Source organism: Pseudomonas sp. URIL14HWK12:I5 (assembly GCF_900176445.1).
GTDB lineage: Bacteria > Pseudomonadota > Gammaproteobacteria > Pseudomonadales > Pseudomonadaceae > Aquipseudomonas > Aquipseudomonas monteilii.
The window spans coordinates 40042-56893 of sequence record NZ_FWXQ01000010.1 but is presented as its reverse complement, the minus strand read 5'-3'; the positions used below and the strand labels follow the sequence as shown (position 1 = coordinate 56893).

Sequence of the window (16852 nt, the reverse complement as noted above, 5' to 3'; positions counted from 1 at the left end):
GTAACGGGAGGAACCGCATGAACGATGTGCTCTGGCGCCCCTCCACGGGGCAGATCGAGGCCAGCCGGATGGATGCCTTCCGCCGACGGGTCAACCTGCGCTACAACCTGCAACTCACCGACTACCAGGCGCTGCACCGCTGGAGCATCGAACAGCGGGCCGCCTTCTGGCAGACCCTTGCCGACTATTTCCACGTGCGCTGGCACACCCCGCCGAGCCAAGTGCTGAGTGAAGGGCCACAAATGCCCGAAGCGCAGTGGTTCGCCAACGCCAGCCTGAACTTCGCCGAACACCTGCTGCGCCGTCGCGACGACCGCCCGGCCGTCGTTTCCATACGCGAGGATGGCCACCGCCAGGCGGTCACCCACGCCCAGCTGGCCGCCCATGTAGCGGGGTTGCAAGCGGCGTTCAAGGCCGCAGGCATCGTCGCAGGCGACCGTGTGGCTGCCGTGATGCCCAATACCTGGCAAACACTGGTGGCCATGCTTGCCTGCACCAGCCTCGGCGCGATCTGGTCGACCTCTTCGCCCGAGTTCGGCGTGCATGGCATCATCGACCGTTTCGGCCAGATTGCGCCCAAACTGCTGATCGTCTGTGCCGGCTATCAATACGCTGGAAAAGACATCGATCAGGTGGCCAAGATCAACCAGGTGTGCGAGCAGCTGCCGAGCCTGGAGCAGCTGATCGTAGTGCCTCATACCCGCAGCGGCACTCGCCCCGACGAGTTCCACGCGGCCCGGGTGAGCCTGTGGGATGACGTCTACCAGCCCGGTGGCGAACCGCGCTTCACCCCGCTGCCGTTTGACCACCCGCTGTACATCCTCTACTCCAGCGGCACCACCGGCGTGCCCAAGTGCATCGTCCACCGCGCCGGTGGCGTGTTGCTGCAGCACCTCAAGGAACACGGCCTGCACAACGACCTGAAAGCCGATGACGTGTTGTTCTACTACACCACCTGCGGCTGGATGATGTGGAACTGGCTGGCCAGCGGCCTGGCAATAGGCGCCACGCTGGTGCTGTACGACGGCTCGCCGTTTCACCCCGGCCCCGAACGGCTGCTGGACCTGATCGACGCCGAGGGCATCCACGCCTTCGGGACCAGCCCCAAGTACCTGGCAGCGCTGGAACAGGCGGGCCTTGAGCCTGCAGCCAGCCACAACCTGGCCAGCCTGCGATTGCTGCTGTCTACCGGCTCGCCGCTGTCACCCCACAGCTATGACTACGTGTACAGCAAGATCAAGGCTGACCTGTGCCTGGCGTCCATGTCCGGCGGTACCGACATTGTCTCGTGCTTCGTGCTGGGCAACCCGACCCTGCCAGTGCGCCGTGGCGAAATCCAGTGCAAGGGCCTGGGCATGGCGGTGGAAGTGTGGAATGAGCACGGCCAGCCGGTGCAGGACGAAAAAGGCGAGCTGGTGTGTACCCGCAACTTTCCCAGCATGCCTTTGGGGTTTTGGCACGACCCGGACGGCAGCCGCTACCGCGACGCCTATTTCAGCCAGTACCCGGGGGTTTGGGCCCAAGGCGACTATGCCGAACAGCGCACCCATGGCGGCCTGGTGATTCACGGCCGCTCGGATGCCGTGCTCAACCCGGGCGGCGTGCGCATTGGCACGGCGGAGATCTACCGCCAGGTGGAGAAAGTCGAACAGGTGCTGGAAAGCGTGGCCGTCGGCCAGGACTGGCAAGGCGATGTGCGCGTGGTGCTGTTCGTACGCCTGCAAGACGGCCTGCTGCTCGATGAAGCCCTGCGTCAGCGCATTCGCCAGGTGATACGCCAATTCACCACCCCCCGCCACGTGCCGGCGGTGATTGCCCAGGTCAGTGACATACCACGTACCATCAGCGGCAAGCTTGTGGAGTTGGCGGTTCGCAATGTGGTGCATGGGTTACCGGTGAAGAACACCGACGCGCTTGCTAACCCGCAAGCGCTGGAGCAGTTTCGAGATCGCGTGGAGTTGCGCGAGCAGGCATAATGCCGCCCTTTTCCCCGAAGCACAGGTACCCCATGAAAGCCCAAGCCCGCCACATCCTGGTCAAGACCGCTGACGAAGCCGAAAAGCTCAAGCAGCGCATCGCCAACGGCGAGGCTTTCGACGTGCTGGCCAAAAAGTTCTCCATTTGCCCATCAGGCAAGCGCGGTGGCGACCTGGGCGAAATCCGCCCGGGCCAGATGGTCGGCGCCATCGACCAGGTGATTTTCAAAAAGCCGCTGCGCGTGGTGCACGGGCCGATCAAGAGCAAGTTCGGCTACCACCTGGTGCAAACCTTCTACCGCGATTGATGGCAGCGGGCCACCTGACATTTCTGCCAGTTGTCCCGTCACTGCGCATTACATAAAACACAGGCAGGGCCGAAGCGACGCTTCAGGTAGTGGACCCTTCAATGGACACGGAGACCTGCCTATGCGCTGCCCTCGCCTGCTGCTGCCTGCCGCATTCCCCCTGCTTACCCTGCCTTTGCTGGCTCACGCTGAATCCCTGACCGTTTCACCCGGTGACAATCTGGGTGCCCTCGTGCAGACAAATGCGGCTGACACGTTCACTATCGGTGGCGGCACGGTTCTGTCATTGCAGCAAGGCAATGGCCAAGACACGTACACCATGTCTGGCGGTACGTTGGGCTCGCTGAACCAGGGCGGTGACATGGACACGTTCACCATGACCGGCGGAACTATTACGGGCGCGTTTGAAGATGGTGACATCGCCGACTTCCAGGGCGGCAGCATTGGCCGGATAGATCTCAAGCTTGCTGACAACATTCTCAATATTTCCCAAAATCTCGGGATTGAAACCCTCGTTGTCGGCAATGTCGTCAGTGGGCTTGGCAATGACACGATCACCATGACCGGTGGCACCATCGGCGGTGACATCAGCACCAGTAGCGGCGTAGACAAGATCACCCTCAGTGGCGGCACGCTCAAAGGCGAAATACGCACTGGCAATGACGATGATGTGTTTACCTGGACTGGCGGTCAGATCGGCAAACGAGTCATCCTGGAGAATGGGAATGACACGGCTACTGTCCGCACCCTCGACCTCGGCAACTCGGCCGTTATCCTGGACGGCGGCACCGGCACGGACACGCTTTCGTTCGAGCAGAGTCAGGTCGGCAAAGGTGCCTTGTACGCCAACTGGGAGCGCATCAACCTCACACAGGGCAGCCAGCTGACCCTCGACGACACCCTTACCCTGGGAGATCTGGGCGCCGACCTACCACGCGTAATCCCTGCCACGGGCACCGGCACCTTGCAAATTGATGCAAGCAGCTCGCTGATCAGCCGCCAGGGCAGCATCGTCAGTATCCAGAGTGGCAACATGGTATCGGTTGTAAACGCCGGCACCATCGACCTGAGCCGTGGCAACGACGCCCAGGGCCGCCTGACCATACAGGGCGATTACACCGGCAACAACGGTAACCTGCGCCTAAACAGCGTGCTGGCGGGTGATGGCGCCGCCTCCGACCGTTTGGTGGTCAGCCGTGGTGCCATCAGCGGTTCTACCCAATTGCTCATCAACAACCTCAATGGCGCGGGTGCAGCGACCGCTCTGAATGGTATCCAGGTCGTCGAAGCCCGTGACGGCGCCACCAGTACCGCCACTGCCTTCGTGCAGACACAGACGCTGTCGGTTGGCGCCTACGACTATCGCCTGTTCAAAGGTGGCGTGACCGCTGGCAGCGAAAACAGCTGGTTCCTGCGTTCAACCGTGGTCGCGCCACCCGCTCCGGCCCCTGTACCGCAACCAGGCGAGCCGACGCAGCCAACCGAACCTGGCGAGCCGCCAGTCATTGCCCCGGCTGCAACCCCACCTGTTGCGGCACCGGCACCCGGTCAGGTGGATCTGCCGGCCCCGGTGCAAGGTGAAAGCCTGCCGCTGTATCGCCCGGAAGTTCCCGTATATGCCACCGCTCCACGTGGCGCTGCGATCATCGCCCGCCAGGCACTGGGCACATTCCACCAGCGCCAGGGCGACCAACTGCTACTCAAAGGTGAAGGCGCCCTGCCCGCCAGCTGGGGCCAGGCCTACGGCGGCGCGCTACGCCAGCAATGGAGCGGCACGGTCAGCCCGAGCCTGGATGGCGATCTATACGGTTTCAAGGTTGGCCAGGACTTGTACGCCAAGGTTGGCGACCACGGTTATCGGCAGCATGTTGGCCTCTACGCCAGTCACAGCCGCCTGGAGGCCGACGTCAAGGGGTTCGCTTTGGCCGAGGAGAACCGAAGCGTCGGCGATCTGAGGCTTGATGGCGATAGCGTCGGCACCTACTGGACGCTGGTCGGGCCACAAGGTGCTTATCTGGATACCGTGTTGCAGTACACCCGCCTCGATGGCCGTGCCCGTTCGGACCGTGGCGACAAGCTGAACATCGACGGCCATGCCTGGACGGCTTCGCTGGAGTCCGGCTACCCCATCGCCCTGTCCGAGCGCTGGACTCTGGAGCCACAAGCCCAGCTGATTGCACAGAAGGTCTCGCTCGACAGCGCAAGCGACAGTGTCTCGCGCATCCGTCATGACGCACAGGTTGAACTGACCGGCCGGCTGGGGGTACGCCTGGAAGGTGCGTTTACGGGTAGCAGCGGGCGCTTGTTGCAGTCCTATGCACAGGTCAACCTGTGGCACGGCGACGGTGGCCGCGATACGTTGACCTTCGATGATGTCGACAAGATCAAGACCGACTACCGCTACACCTCGGCACAACTGGAAGGCGGCGTGGTGGCGCAGGTCAGTGGGGCGCTGAGCCTGCATGGCGGCGTGCAGTACACCGCCAACCTGGACAGCCGCCAGCAGGAAGCCAGCGGCGTGAACCTGGGCGTGCGCTGGCAGTTCTAGCGGCGTGCCGCCAGCAAGCCGAGGCCGGCGCAGCCCAGCAGGGAGGCACTGACCCGGTTGAACAGGCGGCGCGGGCCAGGCTGGCTGAACCAACGCTGCATGTAGGCGCCCAGGCCTGAATAAATGGCAATGGCCGCCCACTCCAGCAGCAGGAACAACACGCCCAGCCAGAGGAACTGCTCGCTCACCGGGGTGGCGCTACCGACCGTGACGAACTGCGGCAGGAAGGCGGTGAAGATCAGGATCGCCTTGGGGTTGCCGGCCGCCACCCAGAACTCCTGGCGCGCCAGGCGCCACGTGCCACTGGGGTGGTCAGTTGCCACCACGGCTTCGCCCACCGGTGCGCGCCACAATTGCCAGGCGATGTAGAACAGGTAGGCCGCGCCCACCACCTTGATGGCCAGGAACAAGTATTCGCTGGTGTGCAGCACCACCGCCAGGCCCATGGCCGCCAGGGCGATCATACCGCTGAAGGCCAGGATACGCCCGCCACCCGCCACGCAGGCGGTGCGCAGGCCGTAGCGGCTGGCGTTATGAAGCGACAGCAGGTTGTTTGGCCCGGGTGCCATGTTCAAGGCGAAGCAGGCAGGTATGAAAAGCAGCAGGCTGGAAAGGTCCATTGTTGTTTTCCTTTGGTAACAGGCGTCTATTTCGGCGGCTGCCGGGCCTTGCGGTCAAGTTACAGTCAGCGTTAAAAACTGTACGGGTACGCAGCAATTGTTACCCTGCTGGCAAAACCGAGGACCTTGTGATGCCCCGCCCCTACACCGCGCTATGGCGCGACCCGGCACTTGCGCATGTGGAAAGTCGCCGCGCCTGCCATAGCCGGGCTTGCTACAAGGCCCACAGCCACCCCACGTTTTCCATCGGCGCGGTGGATGCTGGCCACAGCCATTTCACCGGGGCTGCGGACGGGCAGGAACGCCTGAGGCCCGGCACGCTGGTGTTTGTCCCGGCCCACCGCGTACATGCCTGCAACCCCGCACCCGGGCAAGCCTGGAGCTACCAGATGCTGCATGTGGACGCCGACTGGCTGACGCAGTTGCGCCTGGAGTCGGGGCTGAGCGGTGCCGGGGCAGGCGAACCGGCGCGTATCTGCCGGGCACCACAGGTGTATCGGCAATTCTGCGAGTTGAACAGCCTGTTGTTCTCCTGCGCCAGCAACGGGGAGAAGGATGCAGCGCTGATTGCCTTTCTGGGGGACCTGGACTACTCGGCACAGCCGCCACTATTTGCAGCCCCCGCCCTGGAGGCAAGCGCGCTGAGCGGGTTGGTCGCACGCATCGAAGGCCAGGACCCGGCGCACTTGAACCTGAAAGCACTGGCCCATCAGGCCGGGCTTGGGCGCTATCAGCTGATCCGTGCGTTTCGTTCGGCCACCGGGTTTACACCACATGCCTACCTGCTCAATGCCCGGGTCAATCGCGGGCGGCAGCTGTTGGCTGAAGGGGCAGCGCTGGCGGAGGTGGCCTACCAGCTCGGGTTTGCCGATCAGAGCCACTTCCAGCGGGTGTTCAAGGCCCATGTGGGGGTGACGCCGGGGCAGTACCGAGGGCGTTGAACGCCCGCCGCCTGGGCTTGCAATATTGTTCAATACGCCTGACAGGCCCTGCAGCAGACTGCGGTTTTCCGCAGAGCAGCCCCACCCATGCAACAGTTCCTGATCATCGCCCTCGCCCACTTCCTCGCATTGCTATCACCTGGCCCGGACTTCTTCCTGGTGGCGCGTACCTCGATCAACAGCGGCTGGCGCATCGCCAGCGGTGCCTGCCTGGGCATCGCCCTGGCCAATGGCGCGTTCATCGCCATGGCGTTCACCGGCCTGTCGGTGCTGCAGGAAGGCAGCCTGCTGTTCACCGCCCTGCAACTGGCCGGGGCCAGCTACCTGCTGTACATCGGCGTACTGTTCTTACGCCATGCCGGGCGAACCCGCCTGGGCGCAGTCGCGGGTGAGTCGGCGGTACCGGGTTGGTGGCGGGGCTTGGGCATGGGTTTCTTGTCCGGCATCCTCAACCCCAAGAACGCGCTGTTCTATGCCAGCCTGGCCAGCATGGTCGCCAGTGCCAGCGGCAGCTGGAAAACGGCGTATGCCTTGTGGATGTTCAGCATCGTGCTGCTCTGGGACTTGCTGGTTGCCGTGGCCATCGGTAACCAGCGGGTACTGCGGCGTTTCGCCCGTAGCCTGCCGTGGCTGGAGCGAGCCTCGGGCGTCATGCTGGTGGCATTGGCGTTGGCGTTGCTGCTGCATCTGGCGCGGCGCTGAGCAGTTTCAGCGTCCGCATGTCCATCAAGCTGAAGTGGCCGCTGGCCCAACCGCCGGTATCCAGGTGCCACACATTGCCCAGCAGCTTGGGCTCCAGCACCGGCGTGTGCCCCACCAGCAAGGCCCGCAGGCCTTGCACCGGCTGGGTATTGCCTTCCTTCAGCCGCCGCCGCGACCACTGGCACACTTCCCGCACTTTGGGGTCGTCATCCAGTTCCAGCTCCAGCCAACGCCTCAAGGCTGCCCAGTCGGCAAACGGGCTGTCGGCATGCAGCAGGCCTACCAGGCCATCTGCGCTTTCCACTTCTATCGCAATCGGCAACTGCTCGAAGCGCTCCACGTAGCGAAGTTGCTCGGCCCGCGGCAGGTCGAGGAACCAGCTCCCACCCGCTGCACGGTACATTTCCAGGTCAAGCCGCCCCCCTCGCACGCGGGTGATTGCCAGCGCCTCATGGTTGCCTTGCACCGCATGAAACCATGGTTGCGCAAGCCATTCCAGAGCAGCCTCGCTGTGCGGCCCACGGTCCACCAGGTCACCTACGCTGAACAGGCGGTCCACGGCCGGGTCGAACCCTACCGCTTCCAGGCACTTCTCCAGCCGCTGGAAGTGACCATGGATATCGCCCACTGCCAGGTCCCGCCCCCGGATGTTGGCGAGCAACCGCCGAAACCGTCCCATTACAATCTTCCTCTGCTGGTGGCGCCATGGCAGGCGTAAAATGGAAACACCCCCACTCTACCCAGGAGGTGCATCATGCGTACCGCCCTCGTGTGTGCCGTGCTCATGGCGCTGTCACTGGACAGCATGGCACAAGGTGCCCCGCCCGCGCAGGTCAAGGTGCGTTTCGACCACCCGGAAAAATTCCGCGATGCCAGCCTGGACAGCCACGGTTATGAGCGTGGCGCCGATGACTATGTGATGAAAACCCTCACCCAGTACTTGCAGAAGCTCGGCCAACGCTACCTGCAACCGGGCCAGCAACTGGTCATCGACATCCGCGACATCGACCTGGCCGGGCGCTTCGAGCCTTGGCACAGCCAGGCCTACGATGTGCGCTTCATGCGCGAGATCACCTGGCCGACGATTGACCTGACCTACACCCTCAACCAGCCAGGCAAACCCGCCCGGCAAGCGGAGGAACGGGTCAGCGACAAGATGTACCTCAGCCGCCCGGGCCGGGTCGCCAGCAGCAACGACCGCCTGTATGCCGAGAAGGCCATGCTCGACGACTGGTTCCGCCAACGCTTCGCCGCGCACCCCGCAACCTGAAAAACCCTTCACTGGTACAGGTGTTGGTGCCGGTAGTATGCTCGGCCCTTCAACCTTTACCAGGGAAGGGTTTAGATGAAACTGTGTGCCGTACAACTGGCGTCGCTCAAGGGCGATGTACCAGGCAACGTCCAACGTCACCTGGCCTGCATCGAGCAGGCGGCGGCACTGGGTGCCGAGCTGGTGGTCTTCCCCGAACTCTCGCTGACGGGCTACGAGCCCACCCTGGCGCGCCAGGCCGCCCTGCCGGTCAGCTCCGCACGGCTGGACCCGCTGCAAGCCGCCTGTGACCGCTTGGGCATCACCATTGCGGCTGGCTTGCCGTTGCCGACACCCGAAGGTATCCGCATCGGCATGCCGATTCTCAGCCCCATGGCTGCGCGCCAGGCCTATGCCAAACGGCGCCTTCATGAAGACGAGCTGCCTTACTTCACTCCGGGCGATCAGGCATTGCTGCTGCAGGTCGGTGAGCACCGAGTGGCACCGGCAATCTGCTACGAGTCGATGTTCATGGCCCACGCTGCCGCCGCCCGCGAGCACGGCGCCGACCTGTATCTGGTCAGTGTGGCGAAAACCGCCAAGGGCATCCGCGAAGGCTACCTGCATTACCCGGCAGTGGCGCGTGAACTGGGCATGCCGGTGCTGATGGCCAACTGCGTGGGGCCGGCCGACACGTTCATCGGCGCCGGCGGCTCGGCGGCGTGGGACAGCCAGGGGCGCTTGCTGGCGAGCCTGGATGACCACAGTGAAGGGCTGATCCTGCTGGACACCGGCAACACCAGCGCCGTGGCCCTGCCCTTGGACCTACACCCGGCATGATCTACCTGTTACTGGCGCTGCTGAGCTACGCCTGCACCTACTACCTGGTCGGCCTGCTGATCCAGGGCCAGCTTGCCGATGTGGCCGAAGGCTTACGCCATAGGCCGCACGCGCCGACACCCGGCGAATACCTGCGCGAGGTCAAGCCCCATGCACGGCGGGCCCACCGGCACTACACCCTGATGGCTGGGTCGGTGTTGGCCATACTGGCCTGCGTGGTCGCCAGCTGGTTCAGCTGACGCGTTACAGGTCCAGTGCCAGGCTTTGCCGGCCCTCCAGCGCCAGCAGGTACTGCTTGGCCGCCAGGCCGCCGGCAAAGCCGGTAAGGCTGCCTGAAGCACCGATCACGCGGTGGCACGGTGCAATGATCGAAATCGGGTTGCGGCCGTTGGCGGCGCCTACTGCGCGCACCGCGTCGGGGTTGCCGATCTGCCGGGCGATGTCACTGTAGCTGCGGGTTTCACCGAAGGGTATCGCCAGTAACGCAGCCCATACCTGGCGCTGGAACTCGGTGCCGGCAAAATCCAGCGCCAATTCGAAGCGCTGCCGCTTACCCGCAAAGTACTCACCCAGCTGTCGTGCAGTTTCCCGCAGCACCGGGCACTGGTCGTCACGGTACACCTCGCCGAGGCGAACGCGGTTTTCCCGCTCCTCTTCCCACAATACGGCTGCCAGGCATTCGCCGCGCGCCACCAGGGTCAAGGTGCCGACGGGCGACTGCATGAGGGTGAATGCGCTGGACATAAGCGTGAACCTGCCTGTTTGCGATGGGCGTACTGTACGCATCCACAGCCCCGTGCGCATCCGCTTTCTTGCTCAGGTAATGGCACAACCGGCAATCCGCCGCGCTTCGTTGAGGTTGACCTTGGGGATCAGTTCGGCGGGGATGCGTGAGGTGGCCGACAGGTTGTAGACGTGAAAATGCGCGCTCACCACCTCCCGCGCCATCAGCGTCAGCGACGGCAGGATGCGGCTGTCCCAGTGCTGGTCGAGCCCGCACGGCGAACACTGGCCCTGCCCGTTTTCATAGAAGCGCCCCACGGTCTGGTCCAGGTCCACCCCGACCAGCAGCACTTCTTCAAAGCCCAGGTGATACGCCAGCTGCAAGGCCACATAGGCCACTGTGCGGGCATCGAAAAAACCATGTGTCAGGTCTTTGCTGAAGGCAATCGAGCGGCTGCGCTTGCTCCACAGCGCGCGGTTGCACACGCAACTGTCACCATGGCCGCGCAAACCGTCCAGCAGGCCCGGTGTGTCGGCTTTGTGCAGGGCATAACACTCGGTACTCGCCGGCACATCGGCACCTTCGTACTGCTCGGGCCAGAGTGCCAGGCGTTCGCTGTCGCGCAAGGCAGTGGCAAACAAGGCCGGCTGCTGCTGGCTAAAGCTTTTGTCGGTGCACACGTAGAAGAAGGGGTGGATACCGTGTTCGGCGGTCATGGCGACCGAGCCGTTCATGGCAATGATGGGCAAATGTGCGAACTCGCCCAACGGAAAATGCCTGGCAGAAGCGCCGGAGGCAAGGATCACCACGGGGCCCTGCTGGGTGTTGCGACACGCCTCGAAACTGGAGAACGCCCCGCGTTCAGCGCTTGGCTGCGACGGAAGTGTGTTCATCTTTGGCATCTTTGACCGAACAGTACAAACCACAATACTGATCCGTGTATATGCCGTGGCCGCTTTTACCTAACTTTACCTGGCTGAACATGAGCAAACCGCCGTTCCCTTGCCTGGCGGGGATTTGGGGCGCTTTGCGCCCCTGAAAGTCGCACGCCAAACCTAGATTTCAGCCTGGCGAATGCGCTTCTTGTCGATCTTGCCGACACTGGTCCTGGGGATCTCGTCCACACAACGAAGCTGCCGTGGTATCGCCCATTTGTTCAGGTGCCCGCTGTCGACATACGGCTGCAGGTGCCTGGCCAATGCTGGCTGGTCCAGTTGCACACCGTCACAACAGACCACCAGCGCCAACGGTTGTTCCCCCCACTGTGGGTCAGGAATACCGATGACCGCCACCGAGGCGACGGACGGGTGCTGGCTGATGAGGTTTTCCAGCGCCACCGAGCTCACCCACTCGCCACCGGTCTTGATCACATCCTTGATCCGGTCACGGATGCGCACCACGCCGGCTGCGTCGATGCAGGCCAGGTCACCGGTGTGCATCCAGCCCCCCAGCCACAGCGCCGCGCCTTGCTCCGGTTCGTGCAGGTAGCCCTGGGTGAGCCACGGCGCGCGCACTACCACTTCGCCCAGGCTTTCGCCATCGTGCGGCACCGCCCTGCCCTCATTGTCGACGATACGCAGGTCCACCAAAGCAATCGGCACGCCGGCATCGATGCGCAGAGGCAGTTGTTGCGCCATGGGTTGTGCCAGCAGGTCGGCGCTCAGATGGGTGATGCTCAGCAGCGGGCAGCTTTCCGACATGCCGTAGCCACAATGCACGCTGATGCCCCGCTCGCTGGCCCGCTGGGCCAGGCCCAAGGTCAACGCGCTGCCGCCCAGCAGCATCTTCCAGCCAGCCAGGTCGGTGCAGCGCCCTTGCTCGCTGTCGAGCATCATCTGCAGCACCGTGGGCACACAATGGGAGAAGGTCACACCCTCGTCGCGATAAAGGCGCACCAGGCGATTGGGCTCGTAGCGCCCGGGGTAGACCTGCTTGATGCCCAGCGCGGTGGCCACATAGGGCACGCCCCAGGCATGTACGTGGAACATGGGCGTGATCGGCATGTACACATCGCCCGTTCGCAGCAGCGGTAGGTCGCCGCACGCGGCCAGGGTGCCCTGCTCGACCAAGGTGTGCAGCACCAGTTGCCGGTGGCTGAAGTAAACGCCTTTGGGGTTGCCGGTGGTACCGCTGGTATAGAACAGCGTGGCCAGGGAATTCTCGTCGAAGTCCGGGAATTCGAACTGGGGCTCGGCAGCCGCCAGCATGGCTTCATACTCGCCCAGCATAGGCACCACCTGCGCGGCAGGGGCGCCATCGCTGAGGCGGATGAAGCCATCGACTGTCGGCAGGTCGGCCTGTAGCTGCTGCATCAGCGGCAGGAAGTCGTCATGCACCAGCACCCACCGGTCCTCGGCATGGTTCATGGTGTAGCGCACCTGCTCGGTGGACAGCCGCACGTTTACCGTATGCAGCACCGCCCCCAGCATCGGTACGGCAAAGAAACACTCCAGTGCGCGATGGCTGTCCCAGTCGAGCAAGGCCACGGTATCGCCGGGTTTCACCCCGGCGGCGGTGAGCGCATTGGCCAGCCGCTGAATGCGCGCCAGCAACGTCGTGTAGGTGTAGCGCAGCCGGTCGGCGTAGACGATTTCCTGATTGGGCTGGTAGCGCACCCCCGACAGCAGCAGGCGCTTGATCAGCAGCGGGTAGGCATACGCCTGCTCGGCCGCAGGCATGATGCGGGTCGTGGTCATGTTCGCGGCCATCACAGTTGCCCGGCCTCGAGCAGGTACAGGCTGTCGCTGCCGGCCCTGACACTGGCACTGAGCGAATGGATGCGCGGCAGCAGGCGTGCAAAGTAGAAGCGCGCGGTACCGAGCTTGCTCACGTGGAACGGCTCTAGTGCCGCTTGGCGCTGGCACACCACGGCCATGCGTGCCCACAGGTAGGCGTAGAAGGTGTAGCCAAACACCTGCAGGTACTCGACCGCCGCCGCGCCAAGCTCGCGCGGGTTGCCTTGGGCACGGTCGAGCAGCCAGGCACTGAGTTCGTCAAGGTTGCGCACGGCAGCGAGCAACGGTGCGCTGAACTCGGCAAATGCGGCCGGCAGCGCCTCGGCGAAGGTGGTGAGTTCAGCGGACACAGCAAGGTACGCTTCGCCACCATCGGCAAACAGCTTGCGCCCCACCAGGTCGAGGGCCTGGATGCCATTGGTGCCTTCGTAGATCTGGGTAATGCGGCAGTCGCGGATCAACTGCTCCTGGCCCCATTCACGGATGTAGCCGTGGCCACCCAGCACCTGCTGGCCGTGCACGGTGGTCTCCAGCCCCATGTCGGTGAGGAAGGCCTTGGCCACCGGCGTGAGCAACGCCACCTTGGCGTCGGCCTGGGCGCGCGCAACCGGGTCGCCGCTGTATTTGGCCATGTCCAACTGCAATGCCACGTAGGTGGAAAATGCCCGGCCACCTTCGTTCAGCGCTTTCATGGTCATCAGCATGCGGCGTACGTCCGGGTGGACAATAATCGGGTCGGCATGCTGCGCCGGCTCTTCAGCCCCCGTTGGTGCGCGGCCTTGCTGGCGATCGCGGGCATAGGCGATGGCCCCCTGATACGAACGCTCGCCCAAGGCCAGGCCTTGGATACCCACGCCGAGGCGCTCGTAGTTCATCATGGTGAACATCGCATTGAGCCCCTTGTTCGGCTCACCGACCAGGTAGCCGATGGCACCGTCAAAGTTCATCACGCAGGTGGCCGACGCCTTGATGCCCATCTTGTGCTCGATCGAGCCGCAGCCCACCGCATTGGCCTGGCCCAATGTGCCGTCGGCGCCAACCAGCACTTTGGGTACCAGGAACAGCGAGATACCTTTGGGGCCAGCAGGGGCATCCGGCAGCCTCGCCAGCACCAGGTGGATGATGTTCTCGGTCAGGTCCTGCTCGCCGCCGGTGATGAAAATCTTCGTGCCGCTGATGCGGTAGCCGCCATCCGCAACGGGCTCGGCGCGGGTGCGGATCAGGCCCAGGTCGGTGCCGGCGTGGGGCTCGGTCAGGCACATCGATCCGCTCCACCGCCCTTGGTACATCGGCGGCAGGTACAGCGCCTTCAACGCCTCGCTGGCATGGTTCAGCAGTGCCAGGCAGGCGCCGGCCGTCAACATCGGGTACAAACCGAATGACAGGTTGGCGGCATTGAGCATTTCTTCGAGCTGGGCGCCGATCACTTTCGGCATGCCCATGCCGCCGTATTCCGGCGCACCGGACACCCCGACCCAGCCGTCAGCGGCGAATGCCCGGTAGGCATCGGCGAAACCGTCGGGTGTCCGAACCTGGCCAGCCTCCCAACGGCATCCCTGCTCGTCGCCACTGCGGTTGAGCGGCGCCACCTGCTCGGCAATCAGTTTGCCGGCCTGCTCGAGTATGGCCCGGGCAGTGTCGCCATCGACCACGTCGGCCAGTGCGGGCGTTTGCGCCCACCAGGCGGGGATGTCGAACACGTCGTTGAACAGAAAATCCATGTCGCGCAGTGGCGGAAGGTAATCAGACATGAGACGAACACTCGGTTTCTTGGGTTTGCGAAAGTGCTACGGCCCGGGTTCCGGCAGCCGCCGGGGCGCCCTGGCCACGCAGGAGGAAGTGCGACAGCGCGGGTATCAGCACCAGCGCGCCGAGCATGTTCCACAGGAACATGAAGGTCAGCAGCAGGCCCATGTCGGCCTGGAACTTGATGGGCGACCAGGCCCAACCAACCACACCGGCGGCCAGGGTAATGCCGACCAGCCCCACTACCCGGCCGGTGAAGGCCACGGCGTTCTGGTAGGCCTGAGCCAGGCTCAGGCCGGCGCGCTGGTAGTGCAGCTGCACGCTAAGCAGGTACAGCGCATAGTCCACGCCAATGCCCACGCCAAGGGCGATCACCGGCAAAGTGGCAACCTTGACGCCAATACCCATGGCCACCATCAGCGCCTCGCACAGCACCGAGGTGAGCATCAGCGGCAGGATCGCCACCAGCGTTGCGCGCCAGCTGCGGAAGGTGACCAGGCAGAACAACGTGACCGCCAGGTACACCAGCAACAACATACGGTGGTTGGCCTCGCGTACCACCACGTTGGTGGCGGCCTCGATACCGGCGCTGCCGGCGGCCAGCAGGAACTGGTGCTCGGCACTGCTGTTGGCCTGGGCAAAGCGTTCGGCCACGGCAGCCACCTCGGCCAGCGTGTCGGCGCGATGGTCTTTGAGGTAGGCGATCACCGGCATCAGCGAGCAGTCGTTGTTGAACAGCTCCGGGGCGTTGACCGAAGCCTGCTGGGCGGCGTAATTGAGCACGTCCTGGTTACGCTGCAGACTGTTCAGCCGTGGGTTGCCTTCGTAGGTACCAGCGGTGATCTGGCGCACAGCGTTGGCCAGCGACACAGTGGTCTGCACACCCGGCAGTTGCTGCAGCTCCCAGGCGAGGCGGTCGGCAAGAATCAAGGTCGGGTACTGCAGGCAGCCTTCGGGAGCGGTCTTGACCATGACCGCGAAGGTGTCGCTGGACAGTGCGTAATGCTGGGTGATGTAGGCATTGTCGAGGTTGTAGCGCGAATCAGCGCGAAGCTCGGGGGCGCCACTGTCGAGGTCGCCGATTTTCAGCTGCAAGCTGCCCCAGATGCCCAGGGCGGCCAGGGCAAGGGCTGCCAGCACAGCGGCGCTGGCCCATTTGCGTTCAGTGAAGCGGTCGAGCAGGTCCCACAGCCGACCGAAGCCTCGGTGCCGAGCCGCGCGGGCATCGATACGCAGCGCCCGGTCGGCGGCCTTGCGGCCTACCCCGACATAGGACAGGGCCACCGGCATCAACAGCAATGAGGTAAAGATCAGCACTGCCACGCCAATGCTGGCGGTAATCGCCAAGTCCTGAATCACCGGAATATCGATGATCATCAGCACGGCAAAGCCCACTGCATCGGCCAGCAAGGCGGTCACCCCGGCCACGAACAGGCGGCGGAAGGTATAGCGAGCGGCGATCTGCCGATGAGTACCGCGACCGATGTCCTGAAGGATGCCGTTCATCTTCTGCGCCGCATGCGACACGCCGATGGCAAAGATCAGGAAGGGCACCAGGATTGAATACGGGTCGATGGCATAGCCCAGCCAGGCGACGATACCCAGTTGCCATACCACCGCCGTCAGCGAACACAGCACCACCAGCAAAGTGCTGCGTATACAGCGGGTATAGCAGTAGATGATCACCAGGCTGGTCAACACCGCCAGGGCAAAGAACGCCATTACCTCGATCAGGCCGTCGATCAGGTCGCCCATCAGCTTGGCAAAGCCGATCACATGAATACGGTACTGGCCGCTGGCCTGGTACTGGCTGCGCAGCTGTTCGAGCTTTTGCGAAAAGGCATGGTAGTCCAGGCCTTTGCCGGTGGCCGAATCCTGGTCGAGCAGCGGCACCACCAGCATGCTCGACTTGAAGTCGCGCGCCACCAGGCTGCCGACGATGTTGGCACGTTCGATGTTCTGCCGTAGCTGCTCGATGTCGCCGGCTGCACCCTGATAGCCGTCAGGCATGACCGGGCCACCCTGGAAGCCTTCTTCGGTGACCTCGGTCCAGCGCACCGCCGGGCTCCACAGCGACTTCACCCAGGCCCGGTCCACCCCCTGGCTGAGGAACAGCTCGTCGTTGATGTGACGCAGGGCCTGCAGGTAGCCCGGGTCGAAAATGTCGCCCTGAGTGTGCTCTACCACTACCCGCACCGCATTGCCCAGGCCGCGCAACGAGGCGCGGTTTTCCAGGTAATGCTGGATGTAGGGGTGGCTCTGCGGCAGCATCTTGTCGAAGCTGGGCCGCAGTTCCAGGCGTGTCAGCGCCATGAAGCCCAGCACCAGCGTCGCCACCAGCATGCACAGCAGAAATGGCAGGCGGTGGTTGAACACAAGGCGCTCCAGGCCGTTGCCCGAATGTGGATCGAAGTCGGCAAGGTTGCGGATTACCGGAAGGGTATCTTGGCGGGTAGCGGCCAT

At 63.9% G+C, this 16852-nt stretch carries 15 protein-coding genes; 8 read left to right on the top strand and 7 right to left on the bottom strand.

Annotated elements, in window-relative coordinates:
- Positions 1-17 precede the first annotated feature (17 nt).
- The 3 genes from B9A31_RS21590 (at position 18) to B9A31_RS21580 (ending at position 4832) form a co-directional block, all read left to right on the top strand.
- Positions 18-1976: an acetoacetate--CoA ligase gene (locus tag B9A31_RS21590; protein WP_084297345.1), complete on the top strand. Its 1959-nt coding sequence runs from the start codon at positions 18-20 to the stop codon at positions 1974-1976.
- A 32-nt stretch (positions 1977-2008) separates the two neighbouring features.
- Complete coding sequence (locus B9A31_RS21585) at positions 2009-2284, top strand: peptidylprolyl isomerase (protein WP_016715601.1); 276 nt, start codon at positions 2009-2011, stop codon at positions 2282-2284.
- A 121-nt stretch (positions 2285-2405) separates the two neighbouring features.
- Positions 2406-4832, top strand: coding sequence for an autotransporter family protein (locus B9A31_RS21580; protein ID WP_084297344.1), 2427 nt, complete (start codon positions 2406-2408; stop codon positions 4830-4832).
- Here the strand turns inward: B9A31_RS21580 and B9A31_RS21575 are convergent.
- Complete coding sequence (locus B9A31_RS21575) at positions 4829-5452, bottom strand: LysE family translocator (RefSeq protein WP_019097533.1); 624 nt, start codon at positions 5450-5452, stop codon at positions 4829-4831. The two genes, B9A31_RS21580 and B9A31_RS21575, sit on opposite strands and share 4 nt — an antisense overlap.
- A gap of 131 nt (positions 5453-5583) precedes the next feature.
- Between B9A31_RS21575 and B9A31_RS21570 the strand changes: the two genes are divergently transcribed.
- Entirely contained in the window at positions 5584-6393 is an 810-nt protein-coding gene (locus B9A31_RS21570) for a helix-turn-helix transcriptional regulator (protein WP_084297343.1), read from the top strand.
- Between the two features lie 87 nt (positions 6394-6480).
- The gene (locus B9A31_RS21565) at positions 6481-7095 is read left to right on the top strand and encodes a LysE family translocator (RefSeq protein ID WP_019097535.1); all 615 of its coding nucleotides are present in this window, start codon (positions 6481-6483) and stop codon (positions 7093-7095) included.
- On the opposite strand, the gene B9A31_RS21560 is transcribed toward B9A31_RS21565, so the two are convergent.
- Positions 7043-7774 carry a metallophosphoesterase gene (locus tag B9A31_RS21560; RefSeq protein WP_019097536.1) on the bottom strand — a complete coding sequence of 244 codons (732 nt, stop codon included), beginning with the start codon at positions 7772-7774 and terminating at the stop codon, positions 7043-7045. The genes B9A31_RS21565 and B9A31_RS21560 overlap by 53 nt on opposite strands.
- A 75-nt stretch (positions 7775-7849) precedes the next feature.
- On the opposite strand from B9A31_RS21560, the gene B9A31_RS21555 reads away from it, so the two are divergent.
- The 3 genes from B9A31_RS21555 (at position 7850) to B9A31_RS21545 (ending at position 9423) form a co-directional block, all read left to right on the top strand.
- The gene (locus tag B9A31_RS21555) at positions 7850-8365 is read left to right on the top strand and encodes a DUF3016 domain-containing protein (RefSeq protein ID WP_025754171.1); all 516 of its coding nucleotides are present in this window, start codon (positions 7850-7852) and stop codon (positions 8363-8365) included.
- 75 nt (positions 8366-8440) lie between these two features.
- On the top strand, positions 8441-9184 hold the full coding sequence (locus B9A31_RS21550; protein WP_027609297.1) for a carbon-nitrogen hydrolase family protein: 744 nt from the start codon (positions 8441-8443) through the stop codon (positions 9182-9184).
- Complete coding sequence (locus B9A31_RS21545; RefSeq protein ID WP_025754172.1) at positions 9181-9423, top strand: hypothetical protein; 243 nt, start codon at positions 9181-9183, stop codon at positions 9421-9423. The genes B9A31_RS21550 and B9A31_RS21545 overlap by 4 nt, the downstream gene beginning before the upstream one ends.
- 4 nt (positions 9424-9427) lie before the next feature.
- Here the strand turns inward: B9A31_RS21545 and B9A31_RS21540 are convergent, their stop codons facing one another.
- The 5 genes from B9A31_RS21540 to B9A31_RS21520 form a co-directional block, all read right to left on the bottom strand.
- Positions 9428-9928 (bottom strand): methylated-DNA--[protein]-cysteine S-methyltransferase, encoded by a 501-nt coding sequence (locus B9A31_RS21540; RefSeq protein WP_016715610.1) that lies wholly within the window; start codon positions 9926-9928, stop codon positions 9428-9430.
- Between the two features lie 72 nt (positions 9929-10000).
- Positions 10001-10801 (bottom strand): LPS biosynthesis protein, encoded by an 801-nt coding sequence (locus tag B9A31_RS21535; protein ID WP_016715611.1) that lies wholly within the window; start codon positions 10799-10801, stop codon positions 10001-10003.
- Between the two features lie 162 nt (positions 10802-10963).
- A complete protein-coding gene (locus B9A31_RS21530) occupies positions 10964-12604 on the bottom strand; it encodes a fatty acid--CoA ligase (protein ID WP_026020369.1) in 1641 nt (546 codons plus the stop codon).
- Positions 12605-12615: 11 nt separating this feature from the next.
- Entirely contained in the window at positions 12616-14394 is a 1779-nt protein-coding gene (locus B9A31_RS21525) for an acyl-CoA dehydrogenase C-terminal domain-containing protein (protein WP_019097540.1), read from the bottom strand.
- Positions 14387-16852: an efflux RND transporter permease subunit gene (locus B9A31_RS21520; RefSeq protein WP_084297342.1), complete on the bottom strand. Its 2466-nt coding sequence runs from the start codon at positions 16850-16852 to the stop codon at positions 14387-14389. The genes B9A31_RS21525 and B9A31_RS21520 overlap by 8 nt, the downstream gene beginning before the upstream one ends.